The 18,320-nt window shown below is 39.6% G+C and carries 13 protein-coding genes; 10 read left to right on the top strand and 3 right to left on the bottom strand.

Features of this window, described 5'->3' with window-relative positions:
• Positions 1 to 332: 332 nt before the first annotated feature.
• Positions 333 to 1,964, bottom strand: coding sequence for a PucR family transcriptional regulator (locus GF867_RS07595; RefSeq protein ID WP_153832510.1), 1,632 nt, complete (start codon positions 1,962 to 1,964; stop codon positions 333 to 335).
• 207 nt (positions 1,965 to 2,171) lie between these two features.
• Here GF867_RS07595 and GF867_RS07590 point away from each other — a divergent pair, with 207 nt between their 5' ends.
• The 5 genes from GF867_RS07590 to GF867_RS07570 all read left to right on the top strand — a co-directional run bounded on the left by GF867_RS07590 (position 2,172) and on the right by GF867_RS07570 (position 8,848).
• Positions 2,172 to 3,377: a pyridoxal-phosphate-dependent aminotransferase family protein gene (locus GF867_RS07590; protein WP_153832509.1), complete on the top strand. Its 1,206-nt coding sequence runs from the start codon at positions 2,172 to 2,174 to the stop codon at positions 3,375 to 3,377.
• Positions 3,378 to 3,795: 418 nt separating this feature from the next.
• Positions 3,796 to 5,022, top strand: coding sequence for an allantoate deiminase (gene allC, locus GF867_RS07585; protein ID WP_153832508.1), 1,227 nt, complete (start codon positions 3,796 to 3,798; stop codon positions 5,020 to 5,022).
• A 324-nt stretch (positions 5,023 to 5,346) separates the two neighbouring features.
• Positions 5,347 to 6,831, top strand: a complete 1,485-nt coding sequence (gene allW, locus GF867_RS07580; protein WP_153832507.1) for an allantoin permease — start codon at positions 5,347 to 5,349, stop codon at positions 6,829 to 6,831.
• Positions 6,832 to 6,862: 31 nt separating this feature from the next.
• Entirely contained in the window at positions 6,863 to 8,236 is a 1,374-nt protein-coding gene (allB, locus tag GF867_RS07575; RefSeq protein WP_153832506.1) for an allantoinase AllB, read from the top strand.
• A gap of 159 nt (positions 8,237 to 8,395) precedes the next feature.
• Positions 8,396 to 8,848 carry a hypothetical protein gene (locus tag GF867_RS07570; RefSeq protein WP_153832505.1) on the top strand — a complete coding sequence of 151 codons (453 nt, stop codon included), beginning with the start codon at positions 8,396 to 8,398 and terminating at the stop codon, positions 8,846 to 8,848.
• A gap of 278 nt (positions 8,849 to 9,126) precedes the next feature.
• On the opposite strand, the gene GF867_RS07565 is transcribed toward GF867_RS07570, so the two are convergent.
• Together GF867_RS07565 and GF867_RS07560 are read right to left on the bottom strand one after the other, a co-directional pair.
• Positions 9,127 to 10,059 (bottom strand): AEC family transporter, encoded by a 933-nt coding sequence (locus GF867_RS07565; protein WP_153832504.1) that lies wholly within the window; start codon positions 10,057 to 10,059, stop codon positions 9,127 to 9,129.
• Positions 10,060 to 10,256: 197 nt separating this feature from the next.
• Entirely contained in the window at positions 10,257 to 11,129 is an 873-nt protein-coding gene (locus GF867_RS07560; protein WP_153832503.1) for an alpha/beta hydrolase, read from the bottom strand.
• Between the two features lie 173 nt (positions 11,130 to 11,302).
• Here GF867_RS07560 and GF867_RS07555 point away from each other — a divergent pair, with 173 nt between their 5' ends.
• The 5 genes from GF867_RS07555 (at position 11,303) to GF867_RS07535 (ending at position 18,097) form a co-directional block, all read left to right on the top strand.
• Positions 11,303 to 14,314 carry a bifunctional FdrA/YlbE family protein gene (locus GF867_RS07555; protein WP_153832502.1) on the top strand — a complete coding sequence of 1,004 codons (3,012 nt, stop codon included), beginning with the start codon at positions 11,303 to 11,305 and terminating at the stop codon, positions 14,312 to 14,314.
• 8 nt (positions 14,315 to 14,322) lie between these two features.
• Positions 14,323 to 15,171: an oxamate carbamoyltransferase subunit AllH family protein gene (locus GF867_RS07550; RefSeq protein WP_153832501.1), complete on the top strand. Its 849-nt coding sequence runs from the start codon at positions 14,323 to 14,325 to the stop codon at positions 15,169 to 15,171.
• A gap of 15 nt (positions 15,172 to 15,186) precedes the next feature.
• The gene (arcC, locus tag GF867_RS07545; protein ID WP_153832500.1) at positions 15,187 to 16,128 is read left to right on the top strand and encodes a carbamate kinase; all 942 of its coding nucleotides are present in this window, start codon (positions 15,187 to 15,189) and stop codon (positions 16,126 to 16,128) included.
• 475 nt (positions 16,129 to 16,603) lie between these two features.
• Positions 16,604 to 16,933, top strand: coding sequence for a hypothetical protein (locus GF867_RS07540; RefSeq protein WP_153832499.1), 330 nt, complete (start codon positions 16,604 to 16,606; stop codon positions 16,931 to 16,933).
• Positions 16,934 to 17,170: 237 nt separating this feature from the next.
• Complete coding sequence (locus tag GF867_RS07535) at positions 17,171 to 18,097, top strand: AEC family transporter (protein WP_153832498.1); 927 nt, start codon at positions 17,171 to 17,173, stop codon at positions 18,095 to 18,097.
• The last annotated feature ends 223 nt before the right edge of the window (positions 18,098 to 18,320 follow it).

The raw sequence follows: 18,320 nt of genomic DNA, 5'->3' as shown, positions 1-18,320 counted from the left end.
CCGTTGATTCGCTCGGTGTATTTTTTTATATTATAAGTTTTATATTGATTTACCAAGCTTTGTGCTTCGTCCATCTTATTGTTTTCCAATGCGGTGGTCGCTTTCAAAGCCTTCACTATCGTTCGGGCTTTTCCAGCTCAATCGGCTAGGCTCTGAATAATTCGCTACGCTCAAAGTCACAGCAAGCTGTGCCGATTGACCTTGATACCGCTGTGGAAAACAAGTCGCTGAGCTACGCATAGCATTCCAACAAAAGTATTGCTGTATGATCAATTAAAACTGCTAAACGAAATTTAAAGACCTTGGATTCGTTCGAAGTTTTCTTGCATCGATTACTTTTGTTCTTCTTCACTTAATTCTAAAGCCAATCTCAAATTTAGAGAGTCTTCAGGTGTGTTGACAGTTAATCCTAAAATTTCTTCAATACGCTGGATGCGATATTTAACGGTATTACGGTGAACGAATAAAGTGCCAGCTGTTCTCGCAATTTCACATTGAGAATTTAAATAAACGTGTAATGTTTTTCTTAACTCAATCAAAGAAGCCTCCTCAGGGTAGGCTAAGTCTTTTAAGGCCGTTTGACAGAAGAAACGGACATCGTTGTATTCCAAGTTATTAAATAGATGGAAGACGCCTTTATTCTCGTAGGCCATGATAGGCGTGACCTCTTGTTGCGCCTTACGTTCTTCATAGACCAAGTGAGCTTGAGAGTGAGATTGACTAATTTGACCTAAATTTGGATAAGCATTCCCAACACTAAACACGATGTTGAGTGGCAAGTACTTGGCAATGTCTGAACGAATTTTTGTTAAACTTTCATTCAAATTATCAGGTTTAGCTTGGATCATTAACATAATTTCTTTAGATTGTTCGAAATAGAACACTAAACCATCTGAGAAATACTGTTTGATATTATGACGTAACCAACGTGACGTCATTAATAATAACTCTTCACCATAAGGAGTCAGTTTCGATAATTTCAATAACGAACTTTCATAGACATGCACCACTTGGTAATAATTCGATTGGATATAACCAAATTTCGCATTCATTAAGCGGTCAGGTTCTTTGTGATGGTTCTGTGCAGAATAATCAATAAGCTCCTTATAGAAATCTGCTTCTTGAGCATACTTACTATCCGCTACACGCTCATTTTTAAAGAGAATATAAGACAATACCATTGACGCTTGTTCAATCGCGAAATTCGAAATCGGATAGGGAATGTGTTCAGGATTCAAAATAATTAAATAATGAGGAAAGTTTTCGTGAACTTTAATCGGTATTAATGAAATATGAATGTCTTTGCGATTCACATCTTGAATCAAGAAAGAACCTGATTGTTTATCGGTATGCTTAACATGGTCATAAATTTGATAGGCATAATAATCGGCACGATTGTTTGAATCATTGAAATGAATCGAATGTGTCAGAATACGCCAATAAGGATTGAGCAAAATAACGGGTGTCTTAACCATTTGACTAAATTGTTCAATAATCACTTTGTTTGATGCATCTTGAATCAATAAATCTGAGAAACGTTTTTGAATATCAAGCGCAAAAGATAATTCTTCATGGCGTGTCCCCCATACAATATCCAAAATTTGATGCAATAGAGAACCCAGTGAGTATTGATCGGGAATTAAGATAAGTGGAAAACCAACTTCTTCTGCGTAATGAATAACCGCTGCATCCAACGTACCAAGAAAACGCCCCACTTTAATGCCTAAACCAACAGCTTTCGCTTGAATTAAGGAATCAATTAAGGGAATGAGTTCAGTTTGTTGATTTTTGTAGACCATCGCTGTTGATAAGAGGAAACAGTCTTCGGTAATATAATGTTCAATATCAGGTGTTTCAGTGATCTCAACGCTTTTAATAGGGTGATCTAAACGGTCAGAAGTAGTGTTGAGCAATGTTAAATCTGAAAAACGAGGTATATTTAATAAATCTTTTAGACTGGTCATAAGTATTCCTTCCTTTAGAAAATGATTTAACGTCCTATTTTGGCTGAAGTAATGGGTGAAGCATAGTGGCTCAGATTTTAAATGTGACAATGATAGTAGTATAATTATAGCACACTTATTGATATTTAATGATGCTTACTTCGACAGAATAGGGCAGTAACGGTCTGAACAAGCAAAATATTAATTATAAGAGAGGAGAAGAACAAAATGTTTAAAACAATCACAGTACCTAAACGAACAATTATGACGCCAGGCCCAGTGGAGGTTAATCCTAAAGTGCTGCAAGTGATGAGTAATAGTATCTTAGGGCAATATGACCCAGTCTTTTTAGATATCATGAATGAAGTCAAAGAACTCATCAAACAACCCTTTGGGACAAAGAACGAGCAAGCTTTTGCGATTGATGGCTCCTCTAGATCAGGGATTGAAGCGGCAATGATTGCGATTCTGGAAAAAGACGATAAAGTTTTGATTCCAGCCTTTGGACGTTTCGCTTATTTACTAGCAGAAATTGCCGGAAGATGTGGAGCCGAGGTCGTCCTGTTAGAGAAAAGTTGGGAAAGTCCCTTTGCTCAACAAGACATTATCGAGAAGGTAAAAGAAGTAAAGCCTAAGTTAGTAGCCATGGTTCATGGTGAGACCGCTAATGGTCAGATTCAGGACTTGGATGAGATTGGTGCTTATTGCCAAGCGAATGATGTGTTACTTTTAGTCGATATGGTTGCCACCTTTGCCGGTGTGGAGCTTAAGGTAGATGAGTGGGGCGTGGACATTGCTATCGCGGGTAGTCAAAAATGTTTAAGCGTAGCAGCTGGGATGTCTTTAGTTACCTTTAATAAACGTATTGAGAAGCTTATCAAAGAGCGTTATCAATTGGAATTAGGGTTGAGTAAGGACATCCGAAATGAACGATTTATTCAGAGTAATTATTTGGATTTAAGTCAACTGATGAATTATTGGAATGAAGAAAGAATCAATCATCATACCGAGGCAACAACCCTCGTTTATGGTGTTCATGAAGGCTTGCGATTATTGCTGGAGGAAGGCTTAGAGAATGTTCATAGACGTCATTTATTGAATAACCAAGCGATTGTAGCAGGGATTAAAGCAATGGGGCTAGAGATTTTCGGTGCACCTGATACAAAAATGCCGACTGTTACGCCAGTCATTATACCAGACGGTGTTGATGCGCTCGCGGTGCCGCGGTTATTGCTTGAACAATTCGGTGTGGAGATAGCGGGCAGTTTCGGAGAGCTTAATGGAAAAATTTGGCGCATCGGCAATATGGGGTATAGTAGTCGACATGAAAATGTGTTAGCTGTTTTAGGCGCGTTAGAGTCCGTATTGATCTATTATGGGGCGGATATTCAAGTTGGTAAAGCTGTTAAGGCGGCTTTGGATGTTTATTTATAGTCTATAAAATGATAGCTTAGGGTGAGTGTGGGACGGTATGTGTGCTTCGCTCACCGTAAAGGTTTTCCAAGGCGGTGGTCGCTTTCAAAGCCTCACCGACGTTCAGGCTTTTCCAGCTCAATCGGCTAGGCTCTGTCTAATTCGCTGTGCTCATAGTCAGAGCAGCTGCGCCGATTGCCCTTTGTACCGCTTCGGTAAACCTTCACGGTGAGCTGCGCGTAGTATTTCAAAAAAAGTAACGCTGTATGATCAAGGGATGAAGCTAAACAAATCCAAAGAAGTTAGCGGTAACTGTCATTAACTGTAAATTGTTTATGCAATTTGAACAATAGAAGTTAAAACTTTATAAAATCTGCTATCCGTTTGTGAAACGCTTCCATTTATAATGGACGAAGAAGATATAATCAGGAGGGATCATATGATAGAAGTAACACCTCAAGCGGTCGATGACATGATGGATTGGTTGTCAGGTATTTCAGATGCTGAAGGACCTGGAACAACACGATTGTTGTACAGTCCATCGTGGATCGATGCTCAAGAACAGTTGAAAGAAAAGTTTGAAACATTAGGTTTCAACTGTGAATTTGATGCTGTTGGAAACTTATTTGCGACTCTGAAAGGAAGCGAACAACCAGAAGAGGTTATTGCTTCCGGTTCGCATGTTGACACCGTAACAAAAGGTGGACGTCTAGATGGACAGTTAGGTATTATGGCAGCTTATATGGCCATTAAGAAACTAATTGAAAAAAATGGACAACCGAAGAAATCACTACAAATTATTTCAATGGCTGAAGAAGAAGGCTCACGTTTCCCCTATGTATTCTGGGGATCTAAGAACATTTTTGGTTTAGCCAATAAAGCTGATGTTGAGAATATTGAAGATGCTAACGGGGTTGGCTTTGAAGAAGCGATGCATGCAGCAGGTTTTGATTATTTGGAAGGTGCACCGAAATTTAATAAAATTGCCGCTTTCTTAGAGTTACATATCGAGCAAGGTAACTTCCTTGAAAAAGAAGGGAAACAAGTTGGAGTGGTCAATGCGATTGTAGGCCAGAAACGCTATGATGTTGTCCTCAAAGGTCAGGCGAATCATGCAGGAACAACTTTAATGGAATATCGCAAAGACACCGTTGAATGTTTCGCACGCATTGTGACGCAAGGGATCGATAAAGCTCGCGAGGAAGGGAATCCTTTAGTCTTAACATTTGGTCGTGTGGAACCAAAACCGAATACTGTCAATGTTGTGCCAGGTGAAACTCTATTCTCAATTGATTGTCGTCACACTGATCAAGCAGTATTGAATCGTTTTACTGCTGAGCTAGAAGCAGACATGCGTTCATTGGCAGAAGAGATGGGAATTGAAATTGACATTGATAATTGGATGGATGAAGCGCCGGTTCCAATGGATACGCATTTAGTACAGACCTTAGAAGAGGTTTGTAAAGAGAACGACTTGAACTATCAAGTGATGCATTCAGGTGCTGGACACGATTCGCAAATATTTGCTCCACGTGTGCCAACTGCAATGATATTTGTACCATCGATTGATGGCATTAGCCATAACCCAGCTGAACATACAGAAGCAAAAGATATTGTTCCAGGGATTCAAGCCTTAGCAGGAGCGTTTGAAAAATTGGCGTATTAATTTAATAATAACTACTAAATAAAGTGTTGAAAATCCAAGCTGTGTACAATTGAATAAATATTGTCGCAGCTTCTTTTCTAGTAATATCCGTTCAGTTTGAACGTTTACAGTGAGCGTGAAAAAATAGTTGAAATTTATTGTTTCATGAAAACATTATCAGAATAAGCTTATTGAAAGTATTTTGTGTGAATTAAACAGCGAAGGTGAATGCTTTGTTACAATTGTCCAATGCGATTCTTTCATTAACCGCTTACAATGAACTTGACTGATTTGTTAGCGTTTGCTGATAAACAAAAAGTAAAATGATATAAAAGGAGGAAATAGATGGAAACGCAAGATTACCAAGTAACCCATGCCGAAATTACTAAATTTAGGGCGCGTGGTTATACAAATGAGGATATCCTGCCGAAGGTAAGTGAGAAACGGAATACGGGTTTAATGAATTATTTTACCTTATGGATGGGATCAGTTCATAATATTCCGAATTATGCAGCTGTGGGGGGCTTCTTAGTTTTAGGCATGTCGCCAATTAATGTAATGTTAGCACTCGTTGTCAGTGCTTTAGTGGTCGCAGTGTTCATGACAATGAACGGCTTAGCTGGCTCAAAGTATGGCATTCCATTCTCGATGCATTTACGATCAACTTATGGGAATACAGGTTCTAAGTTGCCTGGTTTCTTACGAGGAGGAATCGCAGCGATTGCTTGGTTCGGTTTACAAAACTATACAGGCTCACAAGCTCTCTTAATTTTAATTGGTAAATTATGGCCGGGGTTCTTAACGATAGGTGATGGGGCTACTATTCTAGGTATTTCAATTCCAGGCTTAATTGCTTTTACTGTTTTCTGGGCAGCGAACCTATTAATTGGTTTAGGTGGCGGGGGCATTCTGAATAAGTTTACAGCTATCTTAAGTCCAATTATTTACCTTGTTTTTGGTGGTATGACCATTTGGGCAATTCGAGTAGCGGGTGGAATTGGCAATATCTTGGCTTATGACGTAGCCGGTGCAACAGCAGGGATAAATCCAATTGTAGGTTACTTAATGATAATCGCTTCTGTTTTAGCAGTTTGGGCAGCGCCAGGCGTGAGTGTCGCGGACTTTACGCAGAATGCCAAATCCTCGCGTGATCAGATTTTAGGTCAAACGGGCAGTTTCTTAGTATCATACGCAGTGTTTGCTTTTGCTAGTGTTGTAATTTTGATTGGCGGATCAATTAATGCGGGTACAACCGAGTGGGATGTATTAAATATTATCAACAGTTGGGACAGTACACCTGCTATTATCATTTCATCGTTAGTATTGTTAATGACAACGATTTCTACGAATGCGACCGGTAATATTATTCCAGCTGCTTATCAATTAACAGCATTATTACCTAAACACATTAACTATCGTAAGGGTGTTATTTTAGCGAGTGTCATCAGTTTCTTGATTATGCCGTGGAAATTAATGGAGAATGCGGACAGTATTTATATTTTCTTAAACGCAATTGGTGCTTTATTAGGGCCAGTTGCAGGGATTATGATTGCCCACTACTTCTTCTTGAATAAACAAAAAATTGATTTAGATCAATTGTATTTCGATGAAAGAGACAAGTCAGTGAACAGTATTTATCGTGGAACAAACATGCAAGCTTACATCGCAACTTTTGTAGGCTTAGTTGTCTCATTAATTGGACAGTTTATTCCAGCACTTGCCTTTATTTCAAACATTGCGTGGTTAGCAGGTTTTGCGACAGGTTTCCTTGTTTACTGGTTGTTAACTAAAACAGCAAATAAGGATTCAGTTATTGGGGCTATAAAATAAATTAAACAATATATTTTAGGAGGAAAAATAAATGAGTTTTGATTTAGTAATTAAGAACGGCCTAGTTATCTTAAACGGTGGGGAAGTTCAAACAGACGTAGCAGTCAAAGACGGGAAAATTGTTGAAATCGGTGAGAACTTATCTGCCGATGGTGCAAAAGTGATTGATGCTGAAGGTTTAGTTGTCAGCCCGGGAATGATCGATGCTCACGTTCACATTTCAGAGCCAGGTGGTGGCTATCGTGACGAGTGGGAAGGTTATGTAACGGGTACAGCTGGAGCGGCTAAAGGTGGCGTTACGTCATTTTTAGAAATGCCATTAAATCAAGTTCCTGCGACAGTTGATGCTGAATCACTTAAAATTAAATACGATGCAGGTAAAGGCAAATTGAAATCTGACATCTACTCATACGGTGGTTTAGTTCCTTATACTGTTAATACAGGTGGTATTCAAGAACTAGACGAAGGCGGCGTTATCGCTTATAAAGCTTTCATGTCTACTTGTGGAGACCGTACAATTGACGGCGACTTCATGAACGTGGATGACTATTCATTATACGAAGGTATGAAACAAATCGCTAAAACAGGCAAAATACTATCAATTCACGCTGAAAACGCGGAAATCACAGACCGCTTAGGAGACATTGCTTACAAGAATGGCGAAACAACTCTAAAAGCGTATGTAGAATCTCGACCAGTATTTACAGAAGTTGAGCCAATCAATCGTGCGATTGAATTAGCTAAAGAAACTGGCTGTCGTTTACATATCGTTCACGTGGCTTGTAAAGAAGGTATCGATGCGATTACTAAAGCTCAAGAAGAAGGTGTAGATGTAACGTGTGAAACGTGTACACACTACCTATACTTCGAAACAGATGAGTTAGATGCCATTGGACCAGTGGTTAAATGTTCACCACCAATCCGTGATAAATCACAACAGGATGCAATCTGGGAAAGAGTGTTAGCAGGTAAAGTTAACTTCATTACATCAGACCACTCACCATGTACACCAGACTTGAAAGATAAAGAGAACGCATTTGAAGCTTGGGGAGGCATCTCAGGCGTTCAAAATAATGTGGATGTCTTATTTGACGAAGGTGTTCAAAAACGAGGCATGAGCTTAACGCAATTTGCAGAATTAACTGCAACAAACGTCGCTAAATTATTTGATATCGAAGAAAAAGGTAGTATCGAAGTTGGTAAGGATGCAGACTTTGTGTTAATTAAACCAAATTCTCCATACACTTTACAAACTGAAGACTTAGAATACCGTAATAAAATCAGTCCATATGTTGGACGTGAAATTGGTGCACAAGTAGCCTCAACTATCTTACGTGGACAAGTCATCTACTCATTAGAAGATGGCGTTACTGCTGAATTCCCTGGTGAATTCATAAAAAAATAATCTCACACACTTAAGTAACAACTATTCATAAATCCTCAATAGAGTGCCCTGATCATTTTCGATTAGGGCACTCTTTGATTAGTTAAACTAAATAGATTGTGAATAGTGGTGATTGCAAGTTGTACTCTAAATTATCGTGACAGGATTAAGGTTGTAATCGTGTCTGAGTTTCTCAAAGTGGAGCATGATTCGAATGTAATCATGTCTGAGTTTCTAAAAGTGAAGCACGATTCGGTTGTAATCGTGTTTGAGTTTTTCGAAGTGGAGCACGATTCTGATGTAATCGTGTCTGAGTTTTTCAAAGTAAAGCATGATTCGAATGTAATCATGTCTGAGTTTCTAAAAGTGAAGCACGATTCGGTTGTAATCGTGTTTGAGTTTTTCGAAGAGGAGCACGATTCTGATGTAATCGTGTTTGAGTTTTTCGAAGTGGAGCACGATTCTGATGTAATCGTGTTTGAGTTTTTCAAAGTGAAGCATGATTCTGATGTAATCGTGTCTGAGTTTCTCAAAGTGGAGCACGATTCTGATGTAATCGTGTCTGAGTTTTTCAAAGTAAAGCATGATTCGAATGTAATCATGTCTGAGTTTCTAAAAGTGAAGCACGATTAGGTTGTAATCATGTCTGAGTTTCTAAAAGTGAAGCACGATTAGGTTGTAATCGTGTTTGAGTTTTTCGAAGAGGAGCACGATTCTGATGTAATCGTGTTTGAGTTTTTCAAAGTAAAGCATGATTCGAATGTAATCATGTTAGAGTTTCTCAAAGTGAAGCATGATTCACCTCACGATCTAATCTACCTCAAGTAACAATTGAAGCTAAGCATTCTATTTATTTCTAAACAGAAAACCAGCCTCAACACAAGAATCGCGACAAGGCTGGCTTATTTAGCTTAAAACAATAGCGTTACGATAGGAATCGTAATCATCGATAACAGCGATGTCATAAAGACAATTTGACTAGCGAATTTTGAATCATTTCCGTAGTTCCCGCTGAACATTGCGACATAGGTAGCAGTCGGCATTGAAATCATAATAACTGGAATCACTAACGCAGGACCAGAAATCCCGAAAGTTTTTAAAGCAAGTGTAATAATAATCGGTATGACCAATAATTTTAATGCAGAAGCCAAGTAAATAAATTTATTCTGGAAGGCTTCTTTTAAATTACTGCGTGATAACATCAAGCCAATCACAATCATGGCTAATGGGGATGTTGCTGGACTCATCATATTAATCACACTGTTAATCGGTTCTGGCACTGACCATTGGAAGCCAAAGAAAATTAAGCCAACGACGATTGAGAGAATACCTGGACTGAAGACAACTTTTTTCCAATTGAAGCCAGCAGACTCGCTCCCATTACGTGAAATTAAGTAAACGCCTAAAGACCAAGATACCGTTTCGAATATAAAACCAGCACCTACCACGGCGTAGAACAGAGCTTCTTGACCTAAGAGACTTTGAACAATTGGATAGCCCATAAAGGAAGTGTTCGACAAGAGTAAAGCCGTTTGGAAAATATCTTTCTGCCCTTTGGTTAAAGGTAGACGTTTTGATGAAATGAAACCAACAATAAACATGATGATATAACAGAAAACCATCACACCTAATACAAGAAATGCTGTATTTAAACGTTCCTGACTCATTTCGAGTTGCATTGCCGAAAAGATAGTGGCTGGCATGGTCACGTACAAGACTAATTGAGTAATATCTTTCTGTCCTTGTTCAGAAATAAGTTTCAGCTTACCTGCTATAAAACCGATCACAATTAATAGAAATAAGACAGCAACTTTTTCCAAAGTTAGGAAAAAATCAATTTGCATGGAGAAGTCCCTCCTAGACTATATTTTCTCTATTATGACAGACAGAGAGGGCCAGTGACAATGTACAAGCTTACAAAAATTAACAAAGCCTTGTCATAAATAGTCAAAAATTTTTCGAATAAAGAAGCGCAATCTTTCCAAAATATGACCAATTGGTGTAACATGAAAATGTTAAAGCAAGAAGGCAAAAAACTTTATCAAGTACTTGGGCTATGCTGATTGAGCCATTCAATCATCGCGTGATAGACGGCTAGGCCATGAGTTTCCATCTGTGTACGGTCAAAATCATGTTCATTGGTATCGATCAAATGGAATTCGGCATCTCGAATATGTTTACTCATTAACCGTGATTGCCTAGCGGGCACATCGGGATCTTGGGCTGCGGCTGCTAGAAATGTAGGGGGTAATGATTGTAGCTGTTGTGTTGTTAAGGAATAATCAGCTGCCTTAAGATTAGGCGTCAATAGATGATTCAGCCATTGACCACTTTGGCGGCCAGCTAAATAAAGGATGAATCGTTCATCCATTGGACCAGCTACTAATGGTTTCGAACGTATGAGCGCTTTAACCGTCGCGTCATTGACACGATTGAACTGTAAGAAATGACGGCTAGGGATACTGAAACTGGCTTCATTTAAGGTGTAATAACCATATAAGGAAATAAGGCCATTAGCTTGTGGGCGATCATCAGCATGCGCAGCTAAATAGAGCGATAAGTAAGCGCCTGCCGAACGACCAAATAAGTAATAATGAGCATTAGGCAATGCTAAAGATGTGGTCGCTTCATCAACAAACCAGTTCACTGCCTTATGTGCGTAATGAATAATCGTATCTAATTTACTTTCTGGTGCTAGTAAATAGTCAAAGCTAAGGACACCATAACCAGCACTGGTTAATAATTCAAGGTAGCTTTCTGGTAAATCCTCACGTTGACCAAATATCAAACCACCACCGTGAAAATATAGAATCGTTGATTGGTAATCCGTAGTTGAAGTGGGTCTGTAAAAGGTGGCTGCTAATGGAACGCTGAGATATTGATCAAATGTATATGTTTCTTTAATGTAGGTCATCCTATTCCTCCTTCGGTATCTTCGTATCTAGTGTAGCTTAGAATTAGAGTATTTTGTTGCAAAGAGACAGCTTTTTATTCAAAGTAGACAAAAAAAAATTTACATTTAGAGAATGTACTCATTTAAAGCAGTTATGTAAGCGTTTATAATGAAAGTGAAAGGGAGGCTAAATAATGTTACATACAGTGATTCAAAAAAATAATTATCAAGATTCTATCAACTTGATGCTTTTAACTAACTCGGTAAACGATATCGAGGGGGTTAAGCAAGGTCAAGTGATGATGGCAACAGATGCGAATAAAGATATTTTCAAAAATGCTGGTTTACATACTCCAGAGCTAGAGGCAGCAGGTGCTAATGATATGGCAATTGTCGTTGAAGCAGATGACGAAGGCGTCGTTGACTTGGTTTTAGGCGAAGTTGAACGTTTCTTAGGAGATTTATCAAATAAGAAAGCGGACTCAGGGACAACAAGTGTTGATAACTGGAAAGACGCTTTAGAAGAAATGCCTGAAGCTAACTTAGCATTATTCTCAATTCCAGGAACATATGCTGCGGATGAGATTGAAAAAGCTTTAGATGCAGGGTTACATGTCTTCTCATTTAGTGACAACGTCTCTTTAGAAGATGAAGTTCGTTTGAAAAACAAAGCCCACGAAAATGGCTTATTATTAATGGGTCCTGACTGTGGAACGGGTGTCTTATCCGGTATTCCACTAGCCTTTACAAACGTTACAAACCCAGGCAACATTGGAATCGTTGCCGCCTCAGGAACTGGTATCCAAGAAGCAACCACTTTAATTGACCGTTTAGGCGGGGGAGTGGTGCATGCAATTGGTACGGGTGGCCGTGACTTAAACGAAGCGGTTCAAGCAACAACGATGATTGATGCCGTTGTGGCTTTAGAAAAACACGATCCAACAGATGTGATCTTAGTGATTTCTAAACCACCTGCAAAATCTGTCCGTGATAATGTGATGAAGATCTTACAATCCTTATCAAAACCAGTGGTAGCCATCTTCTTAGGTGAAAAACCAGAAGCACACGTTGGGAATGTTTCTTTAGCGTATACGTTAGAAGAAGCGGCTCGTATTGCTGTGGATGTAGCGAATGGTGAAACAGTTAAAGCGAATTATTTAGATCCAGTTGATTTAGAAGTGACTGAGACTTTACCAGAAGGTACAACGGTGAAAGGTCTTTATTCAGGTGGTACTTTAGCGAGTGAAGCTGCGACATTAATCGCTGATGCTTTAGGTTTAGACAATGCTAAAGGTGAAGAAGGTTACATTTTAAATACACAAGGCTTCCAAGTAATGGACTTAGGGGACGATGTTTATACACAAGGAAAACCTCATCCAATGATCGATCCGGATGTGCGTGTTCATAAATTACGTGAAGTGATCGAAGACCAAACAACAGGCGTCATTTTATTAGATGTTGTTTTAGGTTACGGTTCACATGCAGATATGGCAGGAGCACTCGCTCCAGATATCAAAGAAGCTTTAGATAAAGCTGCTGCTGACGGCCGTAAGTTATATGTAATCGGGACAGTTGTTGGGACAGATAACGATCCTCAAAGCTATGCTGACTCTGTGCAAACATTAAAAGATGCTGGCGTTATTGTTGAAAGCAGTAATGCGCGTGCGATTCGTGCAGCCCTTAAATTAATGGGCCATGAATTAGTTGTGGCTGATAAAGCACATGTTGCTTATGCAGGTGAGAAAGTTGAATTACCTACTCCAAGTGAGAAAGTAATAGACCTATTAAACTCTAAACCAAAAGTTATTAACATTGGACTTGAAAGCTTTACTGAGCCAATTGTGACTTACGGTGGAGAAGCCCTTCAATTTAATTGGAGACCACGTGCTGGTGGTAATAAGAAATTAATTCACATATTGAATGAATTAGACAAACGTGAAGCTCAAATTGATGAAGATAACCAAGTGATTATCGATCGCTTCTTAGAGTCACAACCGTTCTTAATGGATGCTCAACCAGCTAAAGATGTGATTCCAGAATTAAATACAGGCGAGAAAGTTGTCTTACATGCTGGACCACCGATTAAATATGAAAACATGACGGGTCCAATGCAAGGTTCTGTAATTGGTGCTATGTTATTCGAAGGTTGGGCAACTGACCAAGATGATGCACGTCGTCAATTAGAAGCAGGCGAAGTTAAATTTATCCCTTGTCACCATGTGGGTGCGGTTGGACCAATGGGTGGGATTACAACGGCTAATTTCCCAGTATTTGTTGTTGAAAACAAAGCTGATGGAACAAAAGGTTACTGTATTATGAACGAAGGTATCGGTGAAGTATTACGTTTCGGTGCAAACTCTCAAGCAGTAGTTGACCGTCTAACATGGATGGCTAATACATTAGGACCAGTGTTAGGAAAAGCTTTACGCACGATTGAAGAAGGCTTGAACTTAAACGTGATGATTGCTCGTGCGATCTCAATGGGTGACGAGTTCCACCAACGTAATATCGCTGGTTCATTAGTCTTCCTTAAAGAAATTACACCATCTATCGTGACATTACCGATTGATGATAAAGAAAAACAAGAAGTTATCCAATTCTTAGCAGATACTGACCAATTCTTCTTGAACATTATGATGGCCGCTGGTAAAGCCATGGTTGATTATGTTCGTAAAGTAGAAAAAGGAACAGTTGTAACAACAATGGCTCGTAATGGTGAAAACTTTGGTGTCAGAATTGCAGAACTTGGCGACGAGTGGTTTACTGCACCAGTTAACACACCAGACGGCTTATACTTCAGTGGTTACTCATCAGCAGACGCGAATGCGGATATTGGTGACAGTGCGATTACTGAAACTGTCGGAGTGGGTGGTATGGCAATGATTGCTGCACCAGGTGTAACACGCTTCGTTGGATTAAATGGTCTATCCGATGCTGAGAAGATTTCTGATGAAATGCAGAAAATATCTATCACGAATAACCCAACATGGACAATTCCTAACTGGGACTTCAAAGGTTCAACTTTAGGGATCGATATTCGTAAAGTCGTTGAAACAGGTATCACGCCAATTATTAATACGGGTATTGCGCATAGAGAAGCTGGAGTCGGTCAAATTGGTGCTGGGACCGTTCGCGCACCATTAGCGTGTTTTGAAAAAGCCTTAGTAGCCTATGCAAAATCAGTCGGTATCGACGTCGAGGATTAGTAATTAACATGACTCAATCTAATCAAAATACATCAAACCAACTAGCTAGCTCAATTGTTATCAGTCACTATTTGGCTGAAAGTATTTTGGATAATTGTACACACTCAAACGTTAAAGTCCATTCGGTTTTTCCGAATGGCTTTAATTTAGAGTTGAAGGGACAATTAATTTTTATCGGCAAGCACGGTGAGGATGTATCAGCATTTGGTTTGACACTCGAAAAGCGTGTCTTTGAGCAATTGAGTGCGCATTTACAGGTCGGTCAAAGGGTAAAAATGACACCGGAACTTTGGACTTTTTATACGAGACCGACTCTGTTACAATTAGTCCCAAGTAAATTGAACAAAGTTGTCTTGGATATCCCAAAGGTCACGCGTGAAGATTTACGCAATAGTCAATTATTAACGATTATTGAAGAGGTTAGAGCTTTAGAAAATTCAGGTTTTGCACATTCTGAGAACTTGATGACTGCTTTAAAACAATGGTCACATGAAGATGAAATACCAGAACAGTTAATCCGTGATTTGGTGGGAGCTGGAATTGGTTTAACGCCCAGTGGTGATGACTTTTTACAAGGCTTGCTTCTAATCGAATCAGCTTTAGGTGAGAAAAAGCGATTATGCCAGCAAGTTGAGACCGTCTTAAAAGACCGTACAACGACAGCCGTTAGTCATGCTTACTATTCAGCCTTATTTGCAGGGAAAGTTAATTTGAGTTGGGTGAATCTCTTGCGAGCAGTTAAAGCGCAAGCTTCAGTCGCAACAATTACAGCCTTGGTTCAGGATATTCAACATTATGGCGCAACATCTGGCAATGATATTCTCGTGGGCATTGCAACGGGTTTAAAAAGTATTTAATTTATGGAGGTAGTTATGACAAAAAGAATCGTAGTCGCATTAGGTGGAAATGCTATTTTAACAGATGATCCATCAGCAAAAGGACAAATTGAAGCTTTACGTTATACAAGCAAACGTTTAATTGAATTAATCAAACAAGGTCATCAATTAATTATCAGTCATGGTAATGGTCCGCAAGTTGGGAACTTGTTACTTCAACAAGCAGCCGCTGATTCAGAGAAAAACCCAGCCATGCCTTTAGATACGTGTGTGGCAATGACACAAGGTTCGATTGGCTACTGGTTACAGAATATGTTAAACGAAGCTTTAGCGGAAGCTGGTATTGATAAACAAGTTGCATCAGTTGTGACGCAAGTTGTAGTAGACGAAAATGATTCAGCTTTTACGAATCCGACTAAACCAGTCGGACCATTCTTGTCTGAAGCAGAAGCACAGGCGGTGACAGCTGAAACTGGCGACACTTTTGTAGAAGACGCAGGTCGCGGTTACCGTAAAGTTGTTCCATCTCCAAAGCCAATCAGTTTTGTTGAATACCCAGTGATTAAAGCGATGATTGAACAAGACTTTGTAACAATTTCAGCTGGCGGTGGCGGAATTCCTGTCAAACAAGCGGAATTTGGATATGAAGGCGTTGAAGCGGTTATTGACAAAGACTTCGCGTCGGCGAAATTAGCTGAACTAGTCGAAGCAGATTATCTAGTAATTTTAACGGGTGTGGATAATGTTTACGTAAACTTCAACCAACCAAATCAAGAAAAATTAGAAAACGTGACAGTTGCTCAATTAAACAACTGGATTGCCGAAGAACAATTCGCACCAGGCAGCATGTTACCAAAAGTTGAAGCGGCGATTGCTTTTGTGGAAAATAATCCAAAAGGTAAGGCAGTCATTACTTCTTTAGAGAACATTGCGGCCGTTATGGGTGAAGGTTCTGCCACGTTTGTATCTGTAGACTAATTTACTTTGCCAACTTTTAGCTCCTACCATTCTGTTGAGTGATAGGAGTTTTTTTGCATTGTAAGAGACTTTGAGTTTTATGTTTATTTATCAAACTTTGTGCTCCGCTTAGCTTATTGTTTTCCAAGATGGTGGACGCTTTCAAAGCCCCTCGCGCACAAAAAAGGCTACTTTTTCAGTAGCCTCCTCAAGAAACTAGGGGCCGAAAGCTCCAAAAGTGGCGAATAACCACTAAAAATAGAAGCTTTAGGTTTTATGAGCAGATGAGAAAAACTAAATAATTTTAAGAGTCTACCCACCTAGCAAAATCCAATGTAGTACACGTAATTTTGTGTGTGATTCAGGCTTCGATTAGAGAAAAAGTCGTAAGAATGGTATAATAGAGGGGTAGCTTGCGTTTGGCAGGTTGCGTGAAGGGTAGTCACACTTAACTGTTCATAATTACAATAGTTTTCCGAGAAAGCGGTGGATATGGATGAGAAACAAGAATATGTATAAAACGAGTTTGAGAATCAAAGAAGAGCTAGCAGACTGGTTCGCTACCCAATCAGCTGTTGCGGCAACCATCACAGATGTAACGACACACTCAATCACAATTCTACATGAAGGCCGAGCAATTGAGCTCGTCGCACACACAGGTGCGGGCCTTGACGCGGACATTTCTGTTGAAGCAGAAGCGTTGCAGTCGGTGATTGCGAAAGTTGATACGGATCAAACAGTCAGAATCGGTTCGGGTCAATGGACTTTTAACGCTGAACCTGACGCTCAAAGACTAATATTTAGTGAACGCGAGGAATTCGCTTAAACAACTCCCCTGAGCTTAATTGCCAGGGATTTTTTTACAAAATACTTCATACAATAGTTTGACTGCTTCATCAATATTCAACGGCTCCTATCTGTTTATTAATTCCACAAAGCGGTATGGAGGCATATTTTGGTGAAGGATTCAAAAAATTTGTTGCGATATGCGCAAAGAATGTGAGTGAAAACGGATTATTGTGTTAGAATAGGGGATAAATTAAGGGTTAAGGGTGTGCGATAAATGTCAGCGATTATACCCATGGGTATGCTTGTAGCCGTCATGTTAGCCGGTTTTGGAGCAGCAAAATTAAATTTGTTCAGTGAGAAGGCGGAGGCAGATTTTTCTGTCATGGTAACCACGATTGCTTGTCCGGCTTTAATTCTCTCGACCGTCAATTCGGCCGGTATTTTAGGAACCAAGCAAGAAGCGCTAACGTTTTTGTTAATCGCCTTTCTGCTGTTTGTTCTTTACATTCCCTTGGCACATGTTTTCACGAAGTTTTTGAAATTGCCGGATAAATCCTTAGGAGTTGCCAAGTTCATCTTGATGATTAACAACACAGGTTTTATGGGGCTACCAATCATCTTGGCAATGTATGGTGAAGGTGCCATGTTCTACGCAGCCCTTGTTAATATTCCGACCAATGTTTTTTCCTTTTCTTACGGCGCCTGGGTTATGGCCAAACATGGAGATTCCGAAACTAAGAACATCCCCCTACGCAAAATATTACTCTCACCGGGCCTGTTAACTTCTTTATTAGTCGTGATCTTATTTATTTTTGATATTAAGTTCCCGATTATTGTGGCGGATATCTTCAGTATGGTGGGGGCAATGACAACTCCCTTGGCAATGTTCGTAATTGGCATGACGATGGCGAAGTTAGACTTGCGTTCGACTTTCTTAAGTCGTGAGGTATATGTACTCGCCTTTATTAAAATGTTGCTTTTCCCTGTTTTAGTTTATGTAATCTTTGGATCATTTATCGAAAATCCGATTATACTGAGTGTACTCATTGTAGTTGCTGGTATGCCGGGTCCAGCTGTCTCAACGAGCTTTGCGATTTTATACGATGCAGATGTCGGTTTAGCAGCTCGTTATGTGTTTGTGTCAACCTTACTGTCGGTTGTCACGATACCGTTGGTGGTCAATTTACTCGGTCTAGCTTAAGCAAAAACGAACATGCGTCGAATGGGTGAGAAGAATTCATTTGAAAGTCTTGACTTTCTTTCTGATTAGGCATAGACTACTAACAAATCAAATAGTTTTCTTTAATCGTGTTCCGTGAAGCATGAAAGAATCACACTTTATAACTCACCCCTCAGGGGAGGAGTGTATTTCTTTATGAACTCATGATCAGTAACTACGGTTACTGGTCTTTTTTTCGGTCTTA

It is taken from the genome of Fundicoccus ignavus, assembly GCF_009659375.1.
Lineage (GTDB): Bacteria > Bacillota > Bacilli > Lactobacillales > Aerococcaceae > Fundicoccus > Fundicoccus ignavus.
Note: the sequence above shows the minus strand (reverse complement) of the source record. Positions and strands in the feature narration are given on the sequence as shown.

What these genes read in the sequence shown, in the direction of transcription:
- GF867_RS07595 (WP_153832510.1), bottom strand. Translation starts at nt 1,964, where the DNA reads ATGACCAGTCTAAAAGATTTATTAAATATACCTCGTTTTTCAGATTTA.
- GF867_RS07590 (WP_153832509.1), top strand. Translation starts at nt 2,172, where the DNA reads ATGTTTAAAACAATCACAGTACCTAAACGAACAATTATGACGCCAGGC.
- allC (WP_153832508.1), top strand. Translation starts at nt 3,796, where the DNA reads ATGATAGAAGTAACACCTCAAGCGGTCGATGACATGATGGATTGGTTG.
- allW (WP_153832507.1), top strand. Translation starts at nt 5,347, where the DNA reads ATGGAAACGCAAGATTACCAAGTAACCCATGCCGAAATTACTAAATTT.
- allB (WP_153832506.1), top strand. Translation starts at nt 6,863, where the DNA reads ATGAGTTTTGATTTAGTAATTAAGAACGGCCTAGTTATCTTAAACGGT.
- GF867_RS07565 (WP_153832504.1), bottom strand. Translation starts at nt 10,059, where the DNA reads ATGCAAATTGATTTTTTCCTAACTTTGGAAAAAGTTGCTGTCTTATTT.
- GF867_RS07560 (WP_153832503.1), bottom strand. Translation starts at nt 11,129, where the DNA reads ATGACCTACATTAAAGAAACATATACATTTGATCAATATCTCAGCGTT.
- GF867_RS07555 (WP_153832502.1), top strand. Translation starts at nt 11,303, where the DNA reads ATGTTACATACAGTGATTCAAAAAAATAATTATCAAGATTCTATCAAC.
- GF867_RS07550 (WP_153832501.1), top strand. Translation starts at nt 14,323, where the DNA reads ATGACTCAATCTAATCAAAATACATCAAACCAACTAGCTAGCTCAATT.
- arcC (WP_153832500.1), top strand. Translation starts at nt 15,187, where the DNA reads ATGACAAAAAGAATCGTAGTCGCATTAGGTGGAAATGCTATTTTAACA.
- GF867_RS07540 (WP_153832499.1), top strand. Translation starts at nt 16,604, where the DNA reads ATGAGAAACAAGAATATGTATAAAACGAGTTTGAGAATCAAAGAAGAG.
- GF867_RS07535 (WP_153832498.1), top strand. Translation starts at nt 17,171, where the DNA reads ATGTCAGCGATTATACCCATGGGTATGCTTGTAGCCGTCATGTTAGCC.